This window comes from Streptomyces sp. AK02-01A (assembly GCF_033795305.1).
Taxonomy (GTDB): domain Bacteria; phylum Actinomycetota; class Actinomycetes; order Streptomycetales; family Streptomycetaceae; genus Streptomyces.
Genome location: NZ_JARBAE010000002.1, coordinates 275,258 through 295,018, shown reverse-complemented (window position 1 = coordinate 295,018; position 19,761 = coordinate 275,258). Strand labels below are relative to the sequence as shown.

Sequence of the window (19,761 nt, the reverse complement as noted above, 5' to 3'; positions counted from 1 at the left end):
ATCCTGCCGTGACCGTCAGTCTTGAGCAGTTGCGCCGTTGCCATATCGCCGTCGACCTCGGGGCCGCCAGGACCCGGGTCTTTGTGAAGGGTGCCGGACTCGTCGTCGACGAGCCGAGCGCCGCCGCTGTCAACACGCGTACCGGTGCGCTCATCGCCGTCGGCACTCTCGCCGAGCGAATGACCGGCCGTACGCCCGACTACATCCGCGTGTGCCGCCCGGTCAGCGGCGGCACCGTCGTCGACATCGAGATGGCTCAGCGGATGCTCCGCCATCTCCTCGGTGACAAACTCCGGCGCCAGCTCCGCCGCAAACCCCGGCTCCGCGCCGCCGCCTCCACGCCGCACGACAGCGATCCGCTCGCCCGGCGCGCCGCCGTGGAGACGCTGGTCGGCCTGGGCGCGCGCCGGGTCGAGCTGGTCGACACACTGATCGCCGCCGCCGTCGGCTGCGGGCTGCCGGTGGAACAGCCCACCGCCACCATGATCATGGTGTGCGGCGCGGCGACCACGCAGGTCGCGGTGCTCTCGCTGGGATCGATCGTCACCGCACAGCGCATCCCGGTCGGCGGCAACGCCATCGACCACGCGGTGATCCAGTATCTGCGCCAGCAGCACGAGCTGATGCTGCCCAGCCAGTCCGTGCGCCCGCTGCAACTGGCACTCAGCGGCAATGGCCTCACTCCGCACGGCCCCTCCGTGACCGAGATCCACGGCCGGGACGTGGCGACCGGCGTCGCGCGTACGGTGCTGGTGGACACCGCCGCCGTACGGAAGGCGATCTACAGTCCGCTCACCGCCGTCATCGACGGCATCGGCAAAGTGCTCCGTGACTGCCCACCCGATCTGGTGGCCGACCTCGCCGACCGCGGGATCACGATGGTCGGCGGCAGCGCGCTGCTGCCCGGCCTCGACCAGATGCTGCGGGACGCGACGGGCATGCCAGTGGCCATCGCGGAGCGCCCGGACATCTGCGCCGTGCTCGGCCTCGGCGCGATGCTCGAAGGCAAGATCGAGCCGCTGGTGCTGAACCCACTGGCCGGCACTCGCTGAGAGCGAGGCGGGCGGCGCGATGAGCGACGAGAGCTCGGGCGCCGGCGAAGCCCGCGGGCCCACCGGTGACGCCGCGTCGGCGCCCCGGCTGCCCATGCTGCTGGAGGCCGTGCTCGGTATCGGCACCGACCTCGAAGTACGCACCACGCTCCAGCACATTGTCGACACCGCCACCGAACTCACCGGAGCGCGGTACGGCGCCCTCGGCGTGATCGGCCCCGAGAGCGCGCGCTTCACCGAGCTGTTCACGGCGGGTATGAGCGACACCGACCGCCGGCGCATCGGACGGCTCCCCGACGGGCACACCGGCATCCTCGGTGTCCTGACCGAGGACCCGCGGCCGCTGCGGCTCGACGATCTGACGACCGACCCCCGGTCCGCCGGGATACCACCGGGCCATCCCGAGATGCGTTCCTTCCTCGGCGTCCCGGTCCAGGTGGGCTCGGAGGTCCTCGGCAGTCTCTATCTGGCGGAGAAGCGGACCGGTTCCTTCACCGAGCAGGACCAGAGCCTGCTGCTTCTGCTGGCCTCACAGGCGGGCATCGCGATCACCAACGCCCGGCTGTACGGGACGGTCCAGCAGCGCGAACGCTGGATCGAGGGAGCCGCGGCCGTCACCACCGCCCTGCTGACCGGGCAGAACGCCACCGAAGCGCTGATCACCGTGGCCGAGTCGGCCCGGGTGCTCGCCGACGCCTACGCGGGCGTGGTGCTCCAGCCCACCGCGGAGGGCGGGATGGAGATCGTCGCCGCGTCCACCGTCGACGCCGCGTCCACCGTCGACGAACCGGGCGACATCGTCGGCGCCGTCATCGAGCCCGGCTCTCCCGTGCTGAGCCAACTGCTCGGCGGTGAACCGGTGTTCATCGACGACTCGGCGACCGATCCCCGGATGACCACGCATGTAAGGGTGCGCTTCGGGCCGAGCATGATGCTGCCGCTCCAGAGCGGCGGCAAGCTGATCGGCACGCTCGCACTGCCACGCCGGCGCGGAGGCCGTCCGTACACCGACGCGGACCGGCTGCTCGCCACGCAGTTCGCCTCGCAGGCCGCGCTCGCGCTCGTGCTGGCGGACTCCCAGCACGACCGGGAGCAGCTCGCGGTGTACGAGGACCGTGACCGGATCGCGCGCGATCTGCACGATCTCGTCGTCCAGCGGCTCTTCGCCACCGAGATGATGCTGGAGTCGACCCGGCGGCGCGCGAGCGCGGCGGATCTGAACGTGCTGCTGGGCCGGGCCGTCGACGAACTGGACTCCACCATCCAGGAGGTGCGGACCACGATCTTCGCGCTCCAGCAGCCTCCGGCCGACGCTCCGACGACCGTCCGTGGGAAGGTGCTGCGCGAGACCGGCGGCGCGGCGGTCCTGCTGGGCTTCCGGCCTTCCGTCCGCTTCAACGGGCCGGTGGACACGGTCGTCGGCGAACCGGCGGCCCGGCGGCTGCTGGCCGCACTGCGCGGCGCCCTCGCCGCCGCGCACCGGCGGCCCGGAGTGACCTCGATCGAGGTACGGATCGACGCGGCGGCGCAACTGCCCGACGGCCGCGCCGGGGTCAGGCTGGTCGTCACGGACGACGGGCCGCGCGAGGGCGGCGGAGAGTCCGGAACCGGCGAGCGCGGCACGACGGTGACCTGGGAGACGCACCTCTGAAGGCCCGGCGCGCCGGAGCGGCGGCGCCTCCGCGAGAAGACACCGCCGCTCCGGCCAGGATGTACGGCCCGGCTCCGGCTAGGTGCAGCTCGGCGGATGAGTAGCGAGCATCCGCTGTACGGCGGGGAGCCCAGCAGGTCACTGGGCCGATCGTCGACACCTGGCACGCCGATGGCCGATGCGGCGGTCCAGGCGCGATCAGGCGGCAGAACCGCGAGCCGAGGCTGGAGTCCTGGTCCGGCGCCTGACATGCCGTCAACAACACCAGTGTGTCCGGCGGTGCGCTTGTCTGGAGGAGCGGGCCAAGCGGTTCGGCCGGACGCCGGCCGAACCGGCACGGCCCTCTGCGCGTCTGAAACCGCCCGCATCGGGGCCGGTCCGGACACTTTCCAGAACGCCCGTTCGCCACCCGCCGACGCCGTGCCCACCCAAAAGGGTGAATCGTTGCCGAAGGTGTGACGACCTCCCAGACGGATCCGACGGACACCGCCACCAACAAATCCCGCATCCGCCTTCCGCGCAGCCGACGCCCCCGGCCGCAGAGGGCGGTCCCGCACTACAGCGTCAGCGCCGAACGCCACGAGGACGCGCTGGACGTCTCCTGGTGGACCATCGCACGCCGGCTGCCCCGCCTGTCCGTCATCGTCGTACGGCTCGCATGGGCGGCCGGCCGCCGCCCATGCGTCCTGCTCGCCCTGCTCCAGCTCATCTCCGGAGCCGTCACCGCCGTCGGCCTGTACGCCACCACCGGAGCACTGGCACCACTGTTCACGGCGGGCCCCACCGCCGGGCGGCTGCACGAGGCCCTGCCGTCACTCATCACCGTCGCCGCGGCCGCCTCCGTACGCTCACTGGTCGCCGCCCTCACCATCGCCGTCACCGCCCGGATCGGACCGCGCGTGGACGGCATCGCGGAAATCCGCTACCTCGAAGCCGCCACCCGAGCCCCGCTCGCCGCCTACGACGACCCCGCCTGGTGCGACCACAGCGAAGCCGCCTCCCGCGCCGCCAAAGACGTCCACCTCATGACCGAGGCCCTCGCCAACGTCACCACCGCACTCCTCGGACTGGCAGCCGCCGTCGGCATCAGCACCCACCTCCACCCGCTACTCCTGCCGCTGCTGCTCCTCGCGGTCGTCCCCCGCGGCTGGGCAGCCGTCCGGGCCGCCCGCGCCGCCTACCTCACCGACCGCCACACCCTCAGCGACCGCCGGCTACGGCACTCCCTGATGTTCCACACCGCCGGACGCGACAGCGCCCTCGAAGTCCGCGCCAACACCATGCGCACCTGGCTGCTCACCCGTTTCCGCGCCGTCACCACCCGCCTGGAAGAAGCCGCCGCCGACGTCGGCCGCGACCACGCCCGCTACCAGATCCTCGGCGACGCCGCCGCCGGAACGGCCAGCGGCGGCGTCTACGCCGCACTGCTGTGGCTGACCGCGAGCGGCCACATCCCGCCCGCGGCGGCCGGCACCGCCTTCATCGCCGTACAGACCAGCCAGCGCCTCCTGACCGGCCTCGTCCAGGGCGCCAACGCCTCCTACAAGACCGGCCTGTACCTGGACGACTGGGACACCTTCCTCACCGACACCACCGCCCGCACCACCCGGCCCAGTGACGCTCAGCCCGTCCCCACCAGCCCGCAGACCATCACAGCAACAGGCGTCACCTTCCGCTACTCCGGCAGTGCCACACCCGCCCTCCAGGACATCGACGTACGCGTACGCCAGGGCGAGGTACTCGCCATCGTCGGCGCGAACGGCTCCGGCAAATCCACCCTCGCCAAACTGCTCGCCGGTCTCTACACACCCACCACCGGCACCGTCACCTGGGACACCACCGACCTGTCCCGCGCCGAACCCGAACACATCTGGAACCAACTGGCCATGCTGCCCCAGGACTTCGGCCGCTGGCCCGTCACCGCCCGCGAGAACATCACCCTCGGCCAAGGCCCCCAGGACGACGCCACCATCACCGCCGCGGCACACGCCTCCGGCGCAGACGCCGTACTCGCCGCCCTCCCCGACGGCCTGGACACCAACCTCGCCCCCTCCTGGTGGGGAGGACGCGACCTCTCCGGCGGACAGTGGCAGCGCATCGCCGCCGCCCGCGCCTTCTACCGCGACGCCCCCGTACTCATCTGCGACGAACCCACCTCAGCCCTCGACCCCCTGGCCGAAGAAGCTGTCTACGAACGCATCCGCACCCTCAGCACCGGCCGCACCGTCATCCTCATCACCCACCGCCTCGGCTCCACCCGCACCGCCGACCGCATCATCGTGCTCGACAACGGACACCTCGTCGAAGAAGGCACCCACGACGCCCTGCTCCAGCACAACGGCACCTACGCCACCATGTGGCACACACAGGCACAGACCTACGGCGCGACCACATCACTGTGCATGACACCCGCCGAGAAGCCGCCTGAACGATGACCAGCAGCGGCCAGGCGCACGACGATGTCTCTCCTCTCCCCACGTACCTGAACAGGGCAGCCCTGCACACGCCGGCCGGCCGCGCATACCCATGCCCTGGCGGCTGAACCCCACCTGGCGACACCGACGCCGGCCGCCTGCGGCGGCACCTCTCCCGTCGGGGTCGGGATGATCCGTTCCGGCCCCGACGCCATCGGCGGGTGGGTAGTGTCCAGGGATATGGGCGCACACCGAGCCTCCCCGCATGAGCCGTGGCCCGGCTGGTCAACCAGCCGGGCGGCTCAAGCCGCCTACGGAGAGCACCTGGTCCGCATCGGCCAACTCGTCCCAGTCCTGCTGTACATGCACGTCATGGACCGTCAGCGCCTGGCGGCCGCGCACACCGCCCGCCGCCAGGACCTCACCGACTTCCAGGTGAGCAGCCAGGCGCTGGAGTGCCGGGACGACCTGCTGGAGACCGCGGCCGTCCTGGACGCGCTCGCCCTGTGCCACGGGCACGGCAGCTACCTGCCGCGTCCCTACCAGGAGGACTCCCACCACCCAGTACCCCAGGACGTGGAACTGCGTACCGACGCCTCCGACGTCGCCGACCAGCTCGTTCGCCACGACCACCAACACGGAACCAGCACCACCGGTGACATCCCGTCGGCTCTGGAGAACGGCTGCACCGAAGCCGAGCGGAACGCGGTCCGCGCCTACGCCCGCCGAGAATGGATCAACTCCCAGGAGACATAGCCCGGGGACGAGGCCACCCGTACCCCGCATATGACCCGCACCGACCGCGCTCACCTGCAAGGATCGGCCGATGCTCATCACACCATGACATGGGGCCGACCGCGAGCAGGTCCTGCAGACCCTCCACAACGTCCATCTGCGAGCCTGAAACGTGTGAGACGCGGGTCAGACAACGTCTGCGGATGGCTTCTGCGTCACCTGGAATGGGCGACCAAGTCTGCCCGCAGCCTCCGCTCCCAACGAGTCTGGCCCCACCGCTCACGCGGCAGGACCAGAACCCGAGATCTTCCTGAGCCGGCTAGCCGAGGTCAGCCGTCGCCGTCACCTCCTGCGGAGTGCAGTCGGCGGCCACGGCTCCGGCCGCGTACTGGATCCCGCCGAGCAGCTCCTGCTGGAAGGCGGGGTCCGCGTACGACTCGGCGGTGTGTCCCAGTCCGGTGTAGAAGGACCGCCCGGCGCCCTGTGCGTGGCACCAGGTGATGGGATGGTCGCCGCTCATCTCGCCGCCGGTGTAGCTGCTTTCGTCGAGGCTCTGGAGCACCCGTACGTCCGCTCGCGGGTTGGTGCGGTAGTTGTACCACTCGTCGGTCCTGGACCAGGTCGGGTCGAGATGCGAGGTCGCCGGATGTGTCCGGTCCTCGTTGACGACCGTGGCCTGCTGGATCGCCGGATGGCTCTTGAACCAGGCGCCGACGAGCCGCTCGTACGCCGGCCACTCGTACTCGGTGTCGGCGGCGGCGTGGATCCCGGCGTAGCCGCCGCCTCCGTCGACATACGCCGCGAGAGCGTCCTGCTGGGCGTCGTCGAGGACATCGCCGGTGGTGCTCAGGAACACCACGGCCTCGTATCCGGCGAGATTCTCCGGAGTGAAGGCCGCGCTGTCCTCGGTGGCCGTGACGGTGAAGTCGTTCGCCGCGCCGAGGGCCTGGATCTCCGCGATACCGGCCGGGATCGAGTCGTGCCGGAAACCGGCCGTCTTGGAGAAGACGAGCACCTGGTACGGATCGGCGGCGGCCTGCGCCGTCACACCGGGCGCCAGGAAGGCGCCGCCGAGCGCGACCGCGAGGACCCATGACACCTGCCGTGCGTGACGGCTGAACCGGCTCCTCATCGCTTCGCCTCCCGGTCGGCGGTGGTGAAGCTGAAGGTGTCCATGTCGAACAGGTTGCCCTGGCCGGACGGGCCCTTGAAGACGAGGAACAGCTCGGTGGTGCCGGCCGGCGCGTTGCTCAGGCCCGCCGTCACATCCGTGAACTCCTCCCAGTCACCGGTCGGTTCGACGGTCGCCGTGCCCAGCAGAGTGCCGGTGGCCGATCCCGCCCGTACCTCGATGGTGCCGCCCGGTCCGGCCGACGAGACCCGCGCCGAGAACTGTGTCGCGTTGTCCAGGACGTACGGCTCGAAGGAGATCCAGTCGCCGTCGTCGGTGAAGCCGACCGTGTTGCCGCCCTCCGCGCTGCCGTGGCCCGCCACCTCGATGCCGGACTGTGCCGAGAAGTGCTCCGCCTGCCGGTGCCTGGGCTGGAGGATGCTGGTGCTGTGCGAGGTCAGACCACCGGCGTCGGTGTACTCGGCGTCGAAGACCCCGTACAGATTGGCGGCGCTGTCGTGCTCACCGTCGGCCGGGACGGTCAGCGATCCGGTGCAGCCGTCGGCCGAGGTGATCTGGTGCTGGTGGCTGTCGTGTCCCAGCAGATAGGTGACCTTGACCCGGGCGCAGTCGATCGGCCCGTCCTCGGGGTCGCTGCCCTCGACGGTGAACGGGACGGTGTCACCGAAGGAGAACAGCTCGCCGTCGCCGGGCGTGGTCAGCGTCACGGTGGGCGCGGTGTTGCCGACCGTCACCACCAGGCTGATGGTGCCGGTCAGTCCCTCCGGGTCCTTGACCGTCAGCGTGGGCTGGAAGGTCCCTGTCCCGGTGTAGGTGTGGCTCGGGTTGGCGTCGGTGGAGGTGGCGCCGTCACCGAAGTCCCAGGAGTAGCTGAGCGCACCGCCCTCCGGGTCGGAACTTCCCGCCGAGTCGAAGCTGACGGCGAGCGGAGCCTGGCCCGAGGTCTTGTCGGCGACGGCCTGCGCCACCGGGTTGCGGTTGCTGCCGGCGACGTATTCGACGCGGTAGAGCGCCTGGTTGTCGGAGCCGGTGCCGTAGTCGAGGACATACAGCGCGCCGTCCGGTCCGAAGGCCGTGTCCATGACCTGGGTGCCGGTCCACGGGAAGTCCTCGATGGTGCCGGGACTGCCGTCGGCCCGCACCTCGATCGCCTTGATCCACTGACGGCCGTACTCGCCGGCGAAGAAGCGGCCGTCGAGCGACTCCGGGAACTTCACGTTCGAGTCGAGGTCGGCGTCGAAGTGGTAGACGGGTCCGCCCATCGGCGACTCGGAGCCGGTGCCGAACTCGGGAGGTGATCCGGCGTCACCGGCGTACTTGATCCAGGCGTTCTGAGGCTTCGGCAGCTTCTGCAGGCCCGTGTTGTGCGGTGAGTTGTTGGTCGGACCGCCGGCGCAGTCGTACTTCGCGCCCGAGGGACCGCTGGGGAAGGTGTACTCGTTGTACGACTCGGTGGCGGTGTTGGTGCCGGTGCAGTACGGCCAGCCGAAGTTGCCGGGCGCGGTGATCCGGTCGAACTCGACCTGGCCGCTCGGGCCGCGGTTCGCGTCGGTGACACCGGCGTCCGGACCGTAGTCGCCCACGTAGACGATGCCGGTGGGCTTGTCGACAGCGAGCCGGAACGGGTTGCGGAAGCCCATCGCGTAGATCTCGGGCCGGGTGTTCGCGGTGCCCGGCGCGAAGAGGTTGCCGTCCGGGACGGTGTAGCCGCCTTCGGCCGTCGGCTTGATCCGCAGGACCTTGCCGCGCAGGTCGTTGGTGTTGCCGGAGGAGCGCTGCGCGTCGAACTGCGGGTTGCGGTCCGCCTGTTCGTCGAGCGGCGCGTAGCCCTGCGACTCGAACGGGTTGGTGTCGTCACCTGTGGACAGATAGAGATTGCCCTGCGCGTCGAAGTCGAGGTCACCGCCGACATGGCAGCACTGACCGCGGTCGTTCGCCACTTCGAGGACGACCTTCTCGCTGGCCAGGTCCAGGGTGCCGTCGGCCTTCAGAGTGAAGCGCGAGAGATTGAGATGGCCCTTGAACGGCTCGAAGTCCGCCGCGCTGCCGGTGACGGGAGCGTCTCCGGCCGGGGTGTTCAGCGCGGGCGAGTAGTACAGATAGAGATAGCGGTTGGTCGCGAACCCGGGGTCCGCGGCCACTCCCTGAAGACCTTCCTCGTCATGGGTGTAGGTGTTCAGCTTGCCCGCGACCTTGGTGTTGCCCGCGGCGTCGGTCAGCCGGACCGTGCCGTCCCTGGCCGTGTGCACGACCGACCGGTCCGGCAGTACGGCGAGACCCATCGCCTCGCCCAGCTCGGCGCCGCCGGAGGCGAGCTGGACCTGCTGGTAGTCGGAGGCGGGTATCTCGCTCGGCGCTCCGGACGCCGCCGTACCGACGGCGACTCCGCCGGTGAGCGCGAGCACGAGCGCGGTGAGGAGTCTGGACCACGCTGGGGGTCGAAGTGGCATGGAGCTTCCTTCCTGACGTGCGGTGGGGGGGATGTGTCAGGCAAGGCGCGCGCCGTCGCGCTTTGCGGTGGGCAGAGGTCCTTCTGTGGGGGTTGGAGTTCTCTGGTTCCGCGGTGAGCGATGTGATGCTGGCAACACCGAATTAATTTGTCAAGGTCATGGCCAAATTCCTGACGGGCCCTCGGGCGGAGCCGATCGGGCCTCAAAAGCCCGGCCTCGGCAGGGCCGTACACCACCTGAGCAGCCCGGTTCGCCGTCCGGGCCAGGCCGGTCAGGAGCCGTCGGCCACGCACTCTCCGGGCCCGGCCGAGGGCAGGAACAAATCCAGGGCCGGGCCCTGGACCGGGCCGTATACGATGCCGCGCCTCGCATGCCTGCCGATGTGGTACGGGGCGCCGGCCGTCTCAGCGCAGCAGTTCGTGGAGTGACGCGGTCATCCGCACGGCGAAGTCCTCGCGGGTCTCCGGCGCCACCAGCGCCAGGGACAGATACGGATTGAGGTCCTCCAGCTCGACAAGCAGCAGCTCGCCGTCCGGCGCCCGGCAGGCGTCCACCCGCTGTATCCCGTGTTCCAGCGCGTTCCAGTCGATGAACCGCCGCGCGAACTCCAGATCCCCGGCGCCGGCCTCGTAGGGTTTCAGTTCCCAGCGCCGCTCGGGGTCCGGCGCGTACAGGGCGTACTGGAAGTCGCGGTCGACGAAGTAGAACGAGACCTCGTAGCGGAACGGGATCCGTGGCTGCACCAGCACATCGTCGAAGGCGATGTCCGCGAGCCGGTCTCCGGGGACGAACTCCATCCCGATCGAGTCCGCGCCGGCCATGGGCTTGACGACATAGGTCCGGGCCTCCGGCAGCCGGCCGAGGTCCTCGGCCCGGTCGACGGTCGGTATGACCGGATACCCGGCGGCGCTCAGCTCCGCCAGATAGCGCTTGCCCACCATGTCGGCCCGCCCGTTGAGCGGGTTGTAGACCCGGACTCCGGCCGCGCGGGCACGCTCCCGGAAGGCGTCGTACTGTTCCTGGTAGTGCAGCACGGGCCCGCTGTTGCGCACCACCACCATGTCGAAGGCTCCCATCAGCCGCGCCGCGTCGAGAGGATGGCAGAGCGCGATGTCGAAGTCCCGCCGCAGCCGGGACGAGAGCTGGATGTCCTCGTCGCCGTACCTGCGTCCGCCGGCCTCGTACACAAGATCGCTGACGTAGAGGACGCGCGGCGGAACGGCGGCGGGCACGGGGGCTCCCGGTGATCGGAGAGGTCGCGGGCCGGGTGGCGCGCGGAGAAGGGAATCATCCGGCGGGCCAGGATACGGGAGCGCCGGTCCACAGCGGCGGCCCGGACCGGGAGCCCGGGACGTGTTCCGTGACAGGACGCGTCACCGGCCGGCGCCCGGCCCGTCCTGGACGGCACCGGCCATCGCACGGAATGTCGTGCCGGCTGTCGTGGCCGGCTGTCTCGCCGACCGCGCGGGGGTGAATTGGAGGCCAGAGGATGACGGCCCGTATCAGTGGCGCGCGCGAGTTCCCCTACGAGGACGAGACGTGCGCCCACTGCCACCGGCACGGGGTGAGCCTGCTGTAGAAAGGGCCGCTCATCACCGAGGGCGACCGCACGCACGACTGCCCGGGCCGGCTCGCGCGGGCGGCCCTCGGCTCCGCACCCGACCCCGCCGACCCGGCGAAACGGACCCGCTGAGCCCGCCCCGACCGCTCTCTCCACGGCAGGACAACGGCCGGGTCAGGGCACCAACCATCCACCGGAACGGAAGCCACCATGCAGTGTTCCAAGTGCGGCGGCCAGATGACGAAGACACAGGACGGCTGGTACATCTGCTATCCCTGCGGCACCAGCGGCACCGGAGAGTCGAGACGATGACGGTGACGGCCCGGCCACGCCGCACCGCCGAGGTCGCGCACCGGCTGTACGCCGGGCCGGCGCCCGGACGGCGGCGCCACCGGAAGAGGCCGTCTTCCCAGTCCCGCGCCCAGATCTTATTTTTCTTGTCTGGGCCGGACGGCCACGGGAAGTGCTTGTCGAAGTCGAATGGGGGGCCCGTGACTGTCATCGTCGGGCTAGTACAGAAGCAGCGGGTGCATCTGGGCGGAGACTCCGCCGGTGTCGCCGGCTACCAGCTCACTGTCCGCCAGGACGCCAAGGTGTTCACCACGGGCCCCTATGTCATGGGGTTCACCACGTCGTTCCGCATGGGCCAACTGCTCCGCTACGCCTTCCAGGCACCGCACCCCAACGGCGATCTGCACCGCTTCATGGTGACCACCTTCATAGACGCTCTGCGCGCCTGTCTGAAGGAAGGAGGCTGGGCGAAGAAGGACTCCGAGCAGGAGGAGGCGGGAACCTTCCTGGTCGGTGTACACGGGCATCTGTTCGTCGTCCACAGCGACTATCAGGTCGGCGAACCGGCGGACGGCTACGCGGCCGTGGGATGCGGCGACGAACTGGCTCTCGGCGCGCTGCATGTGACGGCGGCCCTGGACATGAAGCCACGGGCCCGCCTCGCCGCGGCACTGGCGGCGGCCGACCATCACAGCGCCGGGGTCTGCGCGCCGTACACCTACGCCGCCACGCCCCGGAACGCGTGAAGGCCGGGAGCAAGCGTGACACCCGCCGCACCCGGCCAATCCTTCGAAACCGCCGGATCCGTCGAACACCGGGCCGCGCCCCGGACCGCCCATGCGAGCGGCGCGTCCGGTCCTCCGGCGTGACCGGCCACGCTCCGGCGCTCACGGCGATAACCTCCGCCCATGAGCGCACGGAGCGACTGGCTGCCGGAGACCGACCCGACCCCCGCACTGGACCCCGACCACGGTCCTCAGATCACCGAGTCGGAGTGCAGGAGCTGCGGATGCCTGATCGCGGGGCTCGACGGCAGATACGCCTGCGGGGTGTGCGGCTGGTCGAACCACTGGAGTGAGGGACACCGCGAGCTGCCGGCCGCGGAAGACGATCCGGACCTCAGAAACCGTCTCTCCTGAGCCCCGGCGGCCAGGACTCTCTCGTCTCCGCGTGACCGCGACGCGGTCGGACGGGACAGTCCTTTGGGCCCTGGATCGCGCACCGGCCTGTCCATGGAAACCTGACCACGGTCAGACCGACATCACGCTCCGGACACTGCCGCACACGCCCGAGGGCGTGTTCAGCAGTGGCGGCCGCGTTTCGTGGCGTGGTCGTCCGGCCGGCCGGTGGGCTGGGCGGACCACTGGAAGAGGAACCGCAGTGCTTCCTGGGAGGGGGAATCGGGCGGTGCGGTGTAGGCGACCAGTTGCTGGTCGGGCTGGGTGTCGACGGAGAACTGCTGGACGTCGAGGGTCACGGTGCCTATGACCGGATGGTGGTAGGTCTTGGTGAGCTGTCTGGGCCCGCGCACCTGGTGGCTTGCCCACCAGGTACGGAAGTCCGGGTCGCGGACGGTGAGTTCGCCGACCAAGGCGGTCAGGGCCTGGTCGTTCGGGTTACGTCCCGCCTCCATCCGCAGGACGGCGACGCACTCACGCGCGGCGCGTGGCCAGTCCGCGTACAGGGACCGGTAGGCGTCGTCGAGGAAGGTCAGCCGGATCAGGTTGCGCTCGGCCGAGGGCAGCGCGGCGAAGTCGGTCAGCAGTGCGGCCGCTCCGCGGTTCCAGGCCAGCACGTCCATGCGGCGGTTGAGGACCATGGCGGGGACGTCGTGCATACCGTCGAGCAGCACCCGAAGCTGCGGGTCGATCTTCCGCCTGGCCGGCTGCCGCGCGGAGGTGGCCTGCGTGACGTCGGCCGCGGTGAACAGGTACGCGCGTTCGTCCGGAGCGAGCTGCAGCGCGTCGGCGAGCGCGTCGAGGACCGGGCGGGAGACCCTGCGGGTACGGCCCTGTTCCAGCCGTACGACGTAGTCGATGCTCACGTGCGCGAGCTGGGCCAGTTCCTCTCGGCGCAGGCCCGGTACCCGGCGCGGGCGGCCGTCATCGGGCAGCCCGACGCGGTGCGGGTCGAGGGCGGCGCGGCGGGCGCGCAGGAAGTCGCCGAGTCCATTCCCGCCTGCGGGGTTGCCGGGGTTTTCCATGGCTCCCAGTGTCCGCCGGGCCGCGTCCGCGTGCCTGGTACTGGTCTGCACAGGCAGGACCCTCCCTGGCACCTTGTACCGGGCGGCGCGACGGTGGTGGACGTGGCCGGCGGACTCAAGGCGGCCACCGCGGCTCGCCTCCCGCGGCGAGCCCGCCCCCCGCGCGACTGGAGAGCACCACCATGAGGACAGACGTCACCTTTCTCAGCGCCGGCCTGAAGCTCGCCGGACACCTCTACACGCCCGACAGCCAAGCCGGCGGCCCGCGTCCCGCCGTCGTCGTGGGCCATCCCGGCAGCGGTGTGAAGGAACAGGCCGCCGGTCTGTACGCACGGCGCCTGGCCGAGCGGGGCTTCGTCGCCCTCGCCTTCGACGCCGCCTACCAGGGCGAGAGCGAGGGCATCCCGCGCGGTCTGGAGGACCCGGCCCACCGGGTCGAAGACTTCAAGGCCGCGGTCTCGTTCCTCACCACCCGTGACGAGGTCGACTCCGACCGCATCGGGGCGCTGGGCATCTGCGCCTCCGGCGGATATGTGCTTCCCGCCGCCGCGGCCGACCACCGCATCAAGGCAGTCGGCACCGTCAGCGCCGTCGACATCGCCCGCCAGTTCCGCCTGGGCGCCGACGGCGCCCAGGACCCCGCCGTCATCCAGGGCATGCTCGACGCGGCCGCGGCCGCGCGCACCGCCGAAGCCCGCGGTGAGGGCGTCCAGAGCTTCCAGCTCTTTCCCGACACCGCTGAGCAGGCCCGCGCCCTGGGCGGCCGGCACGGCTTCGAGGGCTTCGAGTACTACCGCACGGACCGCGCTCAGCACCCGCGCTCGGCGAAGTTCCTCCCGTGGTCCAGCATTGACCACATGGTTTCCTTCGACGCCTTCCGCTTCGTCGATCTGATCGCGCCGCGCCCGCTGCTGATGGTCGTCGGTCGCGAAGCGGTGACCTCCTGGATGAGCGTCGAGGCGTTTCAGAACGCTCGCGGTCCAAAGGAACTGCACTGGATCGACGGCGCCGGCCACGTCGACCTCTACGACAAAGCGCGGTACGTCGGCCCCGCGATCGCGAAGCTGACCGACTTCTTCGGGACCCATCTGAGTGACCGGAAGGTGAACCGCCTGGTGGCGCAGCGCGTCAGCGAAGACGCCGGTCGGGCCGGCGGCGTCAACGCGGTCCGGCCGTAGGCGGATCCGGCGTGGCGGTGGCGGGATCACGGGCAGGTGATGTATCCGAAGGCGGTCGCCCGCCGGGGATGACGGGACAGCTCTCAGGTCGCGAGGGGACGTGGCTTGGGTGGCACGGCTGTGGCGGTTTGTCCGTCCTCCCGCAGATAGCTGAACACCTTGGATGTCTGAGTCTGGAGGTGCTCGCCGGCGAGGACCGGACTGTAGTGAAACCCGCCGTCGCCAATGAATTGGTCCAGTGGTTCGACAAGGCTGTGCCGATCCAGGCTGAAAAAGTACGGGAAGGAATATCTTTCCTCTCTGATCCAACCTACTTTGTGCCGTGCGGCCAGGAGTGCTCCGTTGGTCAGGATTTCCAGCATCTCCCCCGTGGTGACGACCAGGGCGCCTTTCAAAGGCGGGACTTCCACCCAGGCGCCGTCCGGTCGCTCGACTTCCAGGCCCGGACCGGTGGAGGCCAGTAACGTGAAGCACTCGAAATCCTTGTGCGTTCCAACGCCCTGCCGCGGAGTCGGACTCGCGGGATAGTGAAGGAGGCGCAATTGGTTGGGCGGGTCCTGGGCGCGTTCCAAGAAGAATTGGTCAGACGCGCCAATGGCCTGTGCGATGACGATGGACAGACCTTGCGCAATGCTCGTCATCTTCGAGTGGTAATGCTCCACTTCCTGCCGGAAGCCGGGAATCGGCGGCCAAAGGGATTGCGATGAGGGGATCTCGCCGTCTCGGTTTCGCCTGATCTCAAACAGACCCGAGTCGAATCCCTCCTTGAGATCCGGCGTGCTTGCCGCCGGACCCTCTTCACCTGTCGGGTAATATCCTTGATGGCGGGATGATTTATTGATATGAAACCGCAGTTTTTCACTGAGGGACATATCGAAGAAAGACCGCGCCACTGCGGCCAGTTGTTCCGTTGTGGCCGCTGAGACTTCAGATCCGGTGAGGTAGAAGTACCCCTCGTCGCGGAGCATGCCCCATACTCGTCGACTCTCTCGTTCCGGGTCGCTGTCCAGGTTGACCATCGGCAGTCTTGTCATGGCGTCACTTGCACCGTGCGTGCGTCTGTTGGTCCGGGTTGTCGCCCGGCTTCCTGGTTCGCATGTGTGTCTCATGGGTCGCCCGCGTGCGAGAACAGGCACGAAGAGTTGTATCTATATACTGGCACGCATGATGCTTCCGGCCATTCTGCCGCATGAACACGTCTTCTCGCGATTCCGAGGCGGCAAGGAGGAGCTGGCCGCGGAGTTCCTTCACAGCGAGTTGTCGCGTGCGGCCCGATCCGGTGTGACGGACATCATCGATTTGACGGCGTACATCAATCCTGTCAGGTATATGGATCTGATCAGCGATGTGCCAGTACGAGTGCATGCGTGCGTCGGATTCTACCTCTCGAATTCGGTCACTCGCACCGTCCGAGGTTACTCGGCGAAACAGTTGGAGCAAGGGCTGCTGCGGAAGTACGCGCGTCAGCGCGCACATGTCTCCACCGCCGCCCTGAAAGTGGCAGCGCATCAGGGGAATTTGTCCGAGTTCGAAGGCAATGCCTTCCGGGCGGTGGCGGCGGCCCACCACAGCACGGGGCTGCCCATTGTCACGCACTCGCCGAGCGGTGGACTGATGCACCTTCGACTCCTGGTCAGTCTGGGTGTAGAACCGCATAACGTGATGCTCAGCCATCCCGAACTGGAATTAAAAGGACAGCGGAAGAAGCCGTACGGAGAAGTACTGCGGTCGATGACGGCGTGTCTCGATGAGGGTGCTCGACTCTGCTTCACCGACATCACCCCGCTGTCCAGCAGTGCTGATGCGGTTCGGTTGGCACTGGTCAGAGAGTTGGTCGAACGGGGATACGGCGACAGGCTGGTGGTCTCCGGCGACCGGTCCTGGTCGGTTCGCGGCAGTCGCGTTGTTTTCCGTGGCGCGACCACTGAGCACGACCCCGGGTTCCTCCTGGCGCTCGACGCCCGTGCGAAGCTCGCGGCCCTGGAGGTCAAGGACTCAGATCTGCAGCGCATCTTTCAAGTGAATTCCGCCCAGTTCTTCGGTCTCGGTCATGAGCGGCGAAGTACCGGTGAAACGCCTCCAGCGATCTCGGTTCATCCTTGATTGAATGCAGGTCGCTTCGCATAAGACGACGCATGGCAATCATGGGGACCGGAGATCTCATCGTCATCAGGTCGGGCTGCACTCTGCTACGACGCTGACGATAGGGGTGGAAGCAGCCGACCATGATCCCGGCCTCGACGCTCTCCGCGCGGATCGCAAGGAACGCCGGCTCGATCACCGCTCGGTAGGCGTATCGGGGCACGGATTCGATCAGCCACAGTACCGCGGTTCGATATTCATCGCCGGATGCGGTGAGTATCCGGACTGCTCCTCCCAGAGCCTCCCGCAGCAGACTGGCCAGCCCGTGAACCGGCACCCTTGCCGAAGACTCCATTCCGGCGTAGTCGATGGGGCCCCAGTACAGCTGCCGCAGCTCAAGGACCAGCGGCAGCGCGGGGCAGAGGGCCCCGGGCCGGAGTAGCTGCCGGTGTGGTGCCGCGACAAAGTCGTAGACCCAGGTCCGGGCCGGTTCGGGAAGCGGATTGGCTTCGGAAACCCGGGCTGCCGCCGGTCTACCAGCCACCGCCGCCACCACCTCCGCCGCCGCCACCGCGCATGCTGATGGAGTACTTCTGCACCTGGCTCCAATCCGTGTCCGCCTCAGGCCCCGCGCCGTCCGCTGCGAGCGAGGAACCCAGCAGACGCACACGGCGCCGGACGTCGGGCTCGACCGCGTCCTCGTCCTCTGTGGGAGGCGGTGGCGTGCCCCCTCCCGCCATGATCTTGATCATTACGTCGATGTCCTTCCCAGCGTGAGAGACAGTTCCTGTTTCCGTTGGGTGCTGATCCGCGCCCGTGGGGCCGGAGCCGGGCCGGGAAGAGCTCGCCAGCGGCGAGGAGCGGATACGAAGGCCGGCGAGCTCTTTGAGGCGGCGTCGACAGATTCCGCCACGACGGCTCCCACGGCTGCGAGCGACCTGACCACGGCGTCCGCCTCCTCCACCGCCAGACCCGCCGCCTCGGCGGCCTCGGCCAGAGCGCGGGGCTCGGTGAGGATCTCCAGCAGCCGAGCGGTGGGTCCATCGCATTCAAAGGCTTGGTGGGTCTCCCAGACGTAGCATGAGTAGTGCTCGTCGGAGGCGTACGTACTCTTCTTGAAGGGCCCCATCACCACAAGCGAGTTGCTGGTTCGGATCCTCTGTGTCACGTCCACCGACAGCACCGGTTCGCGCCACCGCCCGGTCGCGGCCCGCTGAGCCTTCCACACCATCGTGGCGCGCGAAGTCTCGGTGAGGCGGTAGAAGATGTAAGGCGGGATGCTGGCCGAAGCGGGCATCCACGGGTACAGAACGCGTCGCATGAACTCGTTCCGCTCCGCGTCCAGCGATCCATAATTGAACGGTGTCTCCGCGCAATCCCAATCGATCAGGTTTTCCAGAAAATACTTCGTCGGCGTCGGCCACCTCAGCGTGGTGACGCCGAACTCCTCGTAGTTCTCGAAGAGTTTGCTGGCGACGTCGAAGCCGAGAATGTTCACGTTGAAGGTGACACTGGGGTACTTCGCGACGAGGCTCGCCAGAAACTCGTACGTTTCCTCACGCTCATCCGCGGTCTCTCCGGGAAACCCTACGATGGTCGGGAAGTGCACGGAGACACCGGCGGAATGGAATCGGGCAACTATCTGCTCGACCAAATCGAGTGACCAGCCGTCCGGATACTTGCCCATCAGGGCCAGAACACGCGGGCTTGCGGACTCGAAGCCCAGCCGGATCTCCCGGAGACCCGACTCTCCAAGGTCCGCGCAGATCTCGGACGAGAAATTCCGGTCAATTTTGCTTCGGGTCTCCCATGTCAGCGGGGATCCCAGGGCGATCAGCTCTTTGGCGAGAATACCGAGGTTGACCGGAGGGATCGCCTCGTCGACGGACCACAGGTAGGAAGTCCCCTGCTCACTGAGACGCACCATCATCTGCGCACGCTCTCGCTCCATGGAGAAGCTGTTGCGGGGCAGCGTGTTGTACCTGCGGTTGATGGCGCAGAAGTTGCAATTGTTCCAGTAGCACTGCGCGGCCGGCCACAGCCGGGTCTCCGCCACGGAGAGACTCGGCGCGATCATGAGCGCGTACTCATCACGTGGTGGCGCGCTGCGCAGGTCAGCGTCTGCCGCCCGGTCAGACACCACATAGCCGGTCTGGTGAATGAGGTCACCCTGGCGGTACATCAGATTGGGAACCGACTCCAGCGGATCATCGCCTTCAAGGGCCTCGCGCAGCAAACGCGGCGTGTTGTCGAAATCATCCAGGACGATGCTGTCGATGACGCTGAAGAGCTGACTGTTGGTCCGCAGATACTTGGTGATCTTGTTGAGCGAGTAGTACTCGCTGGAGTGCCCCACCACCGACACATGGCAGGCCGGGTTCACTTCCTTGATCTTCATGGCCATGGCCATGGTCGACAACTTGATGCGCCCCACGATCCATGCGAGATCCGGAGGGCTGTCTTCGATGACCGGGAAGACGAACTCTCTCAGGAACGGGAGATAGGGATTGCGGCTTGGGCTGAGGGCCGCGCGGATGAGTTCCAGAGAGGAGAGTTCATTGAGGACGTACCCTTCCTGGAGGGATAACTCGAAGGGATGTCCAACTGTGGCAGAGTGGATGTCCACGTACAGCTGCAAGGTCTCCAGGGCCCGGAATGCCGCTCGTGGGCCCGCTCCCAGGTCCACCATTGACTGCGGCGCCCTGACTACTTCGTCAACGAACTTCTGAGGCGCGGCCACGATGGCTTCCCACGCGGCCGGGTGCTCCGATCCGGGACGCAGCCAGTCGCCCAGCATGTCCACGGTCGCACGTACCGCCTTGGGCTCCAGAGCTTGCCGCCACCACAGGTTGTTGACCGTCCTGAGCGCACCGTGGTCGCCGGATGCCGGCGGCGCGGCGTCTCGCAAGGCTACGTAGTCGACGTCGTGGCACTCGTTGTAGAGGCCAGTGATCGGGTACAGGAAGAGTTGTCTCACAGTGCCTCTTCGGTTTCGACGACGCCACGTGGCCT

The 19,761-nt window shown here is 68.5% G+C and carries 15 protein-coding genes and 1 pseudogene; 8 read left to right on the top strand and 8 right to left on the bottom strand.

Annotated features, from left to right (window positions below; translation table 11 throughout):
- The first annotated feature begins 8 nt into the window (after positions 1-8).
- From PV679_RS03705 to PV679_RS03690, 4 genes are all read left to right on the top strand, one after another.
- Positions 9-1,052: a rod shape-determining protein gene (locus PV679_RS03705; protein ID WP_319678722.1), complete on the top strand. Its 1,044-nt coding sequence runs from the start codon at positions 9-11 to the stop codon at positions 1,050-1,052.
- A 19-nt stretch (positions 1,053-1,071) separates the two neighbouring features.
- Complete coding sequence (locus PV679_RS03700) at positions 1,072-2,703, top strand: GAF domain-containing protein (protein ID WP_319678723.1); 1,632 nt, start codon at positions 1,072-1,074, stop codon at positions 2,701-2,703.
- 455 nt (positions 2,704-3,158) lie between these two features.
- A complete protein-coding gene (locus PV679_RS03695; RefSeq protein ID WP_319678724.1) occupies positions 3,159-5,138 on the top strand; it encodes an ABC transporter ATP-binding protein in 1,980 nt (659 codons plus the stop codon).
- Between the two features lie 351 nt (positions 5,139-5,489).
- On the top strand, positions 5,490-5,873 hold the full coding sequence (locus PV679_RS03690; protein WP_319678725.1) for a hypothetical protein: 384 nt from the start codon (positions 5,490-5,492) through the stop codon (positions 5,871-5,873).
- A gap of 334 nt (positions 5,874-6,207) precedes the next feature.
- Here the strand turns inward: PV679_RS03690 and PV679_RS03685 are convergent.
- From PV679_RS03685 to PV679_RS03675, 3 genes and pseudogenes are all read right to left on the bottom strand, one after another.
- A pseudogene (locus PV679_RS03685) lies at positions 6,208-6,984 on the bottom strand (ThuA domain-containing protein); the annotation flags it as partial.
- On the bottom strand, positions 6,981-9,434 hold the full coding sequence (locus tag PV679_RS03680; protein ID WP_319678726.1) for a PQQ-dependent sugar dehydrogenase: 2,454 nt from the start codon (positions 9,432-9,434) through the stop codon (positions 6,981-6,983). The gene PV679_RS03680 and the pseudogene PV679_RS03685, both read right to left, overlap by 4 nt.
- Positions 9,435-9,838: 404 nt before the next feature.
- Complete coding sequence (locus tag PV679_RS03675; RefSeq protein ID WP_319678727.1) at positions 9,839-10,666, bottom strand: hypothetical protein; 828 nt, start codon at positions 10,664-10,666, stop codon at positions 9,839-9,841.
- Between the two features lie 820 nt (positions 10,667-11,486).
- Between PV679_RS03675 and PV679_RS03670 the strand changes: the two genes are divergently transcribed.
- Together PV679_RS03670 and PV679_RS03665 are read left to right on the top strand one after the other, a co-directional pair.
- A complete protein-coding gene (locus PV679_RS03670; protein ID WP_319678728.1) occupies positions 11,487-12,032 on the top strand; it encodes a hypothetical protein in 546 nt (181 codons plus the stop codon).
- 162 nt (positions 12,033-12,194) lie between these two features.
- Positions 12,195-12,425 carry a hypothetical protein gene (locus PV679_RS03665; protein WP_319678729.1) on the top strand — a complete coding sequence of 77 codons (231 nt, stop codon included), beginning with the start codon at positions 12,195-12,197 and terminating at the stop codon, positions 12,423-12,425.
- A gap of 161 nt (positions 12,426-12,586) precedes the next feature.
- Here PV679_RS03665 and PV679_RS03660 read toward each other — a convergent pair whose 3' ends face one another.
- Positions 12,587-13,489 carry a helix-turn-helix transcriptional regulator gene (locus PV679_RS03660; protein WP_319678752.1) on the bottom strand — a complete coding sequence of 301 codons (903 nt, stop codon included), beginning with the start codon at positions 13,487-13,489 and terminating at the stop codon, positions 12,587-12,589.
- A 182-nt stretch (positions 13,490-13,671) separates the two neighbouring features.
- Here PV679_RS03660 and PV679_RS03655 point away from each other — a divergent pair, with 182 nt between their 5' ends.
- A complete protein-coding gene (locus tag PV679_RS03655) occupies positions 13,672-14,667 on the top strand; it encodes an alpha/beta hydrolase (RefSeq protein ID WP_319678730.1) in 996 nt (331 codons plus the stop codon).
- An 83-nt stretch (positions 14,668-14,750) separates the two neighbouring features.
- On the opposite strand, the gene PV679_RS03650 is transcribed toward PV679_RS03655, so the two are convergent.
- A complete protein-coding gene (locus PV679_RS03650; RefSeq protein WP_319678731.1) occupies positions 14,751-15,686 on the bottom strand; it encodes an isopenicillin N synthase family dioxygenase in 936 nt (311 codons plus the stop codon).
- A 145-nt stretch (positions 15,687-15,831) separates the two neighbouring features.
- On the opposite strand from PV679_RS03650, the gene PV679_RS03645 reads away from it, so the two are divergent.
- Positions 15,832-16,770: a hypothetical protein gene (locus tag PV679_RS03645; protein WP_319678732.1), complete on the top strand. Its 939-nt coding sequence runs from the start codon at positions 15,832-15,834 to the stop codon at positions 16,768-16,770.
- Here the strand turns inward: PV679_RS03645 and PV679_RS36130 are convergent.
- Genes PV679_RS36130 through PV679_RS03635 form a run of 3 tightly spaced genes read right to left on the bottom strand, consistent with a single transcriptional unit; the run spans position 16,655 to position 19,726 of the window.
- The gene (locus tag PV679_RS36130; RefSeq protein ID WP_416069646.1) at positions 16,655-17,293 is read right to left on the bottom strand and encodes a DUF6875 domain-containing protein; all 639 of its coding nucleotides are present in this window, start codon (positions 17,291-17,293) and stop codon (positions 16,655-16,657) included. The two genes, PV679_RS03645 and PV679_RS36130, sit on opposite strands and share 116 nt — an antisense overlap.
- Positions 17,283-17,501 (bottom strand): hypothetical protein, encoded by a 219-nt coding sequence (locus PV679_RS03640; RefSeq protein WP_319678733.1) that lies wholly within the window; start codon positions 17,499-17,501, stop codon positions 17,283-17,285. The genes PV679_RS36130 and PV679_RS03640 overlap by 11 nt, the downstream gene beginning before the upstream one ends.
- Complete coding sequence (locus PV679_RS03635) at positions 17,501-19,726, bottom strand: radical SAM protein (RefSeq protein ID WP_319678734.1); 2,226 nt, start codon at positions 19,724-19,726, stop codon at positions 17,501-17,503. The genes PV679_RS03640 and PV679_RS03635 overlap by 1 nt, the downstream gene beginning before the upstream one ends.
- Positions 19,727-19,761: the final 35 nt, after the last annotated feature.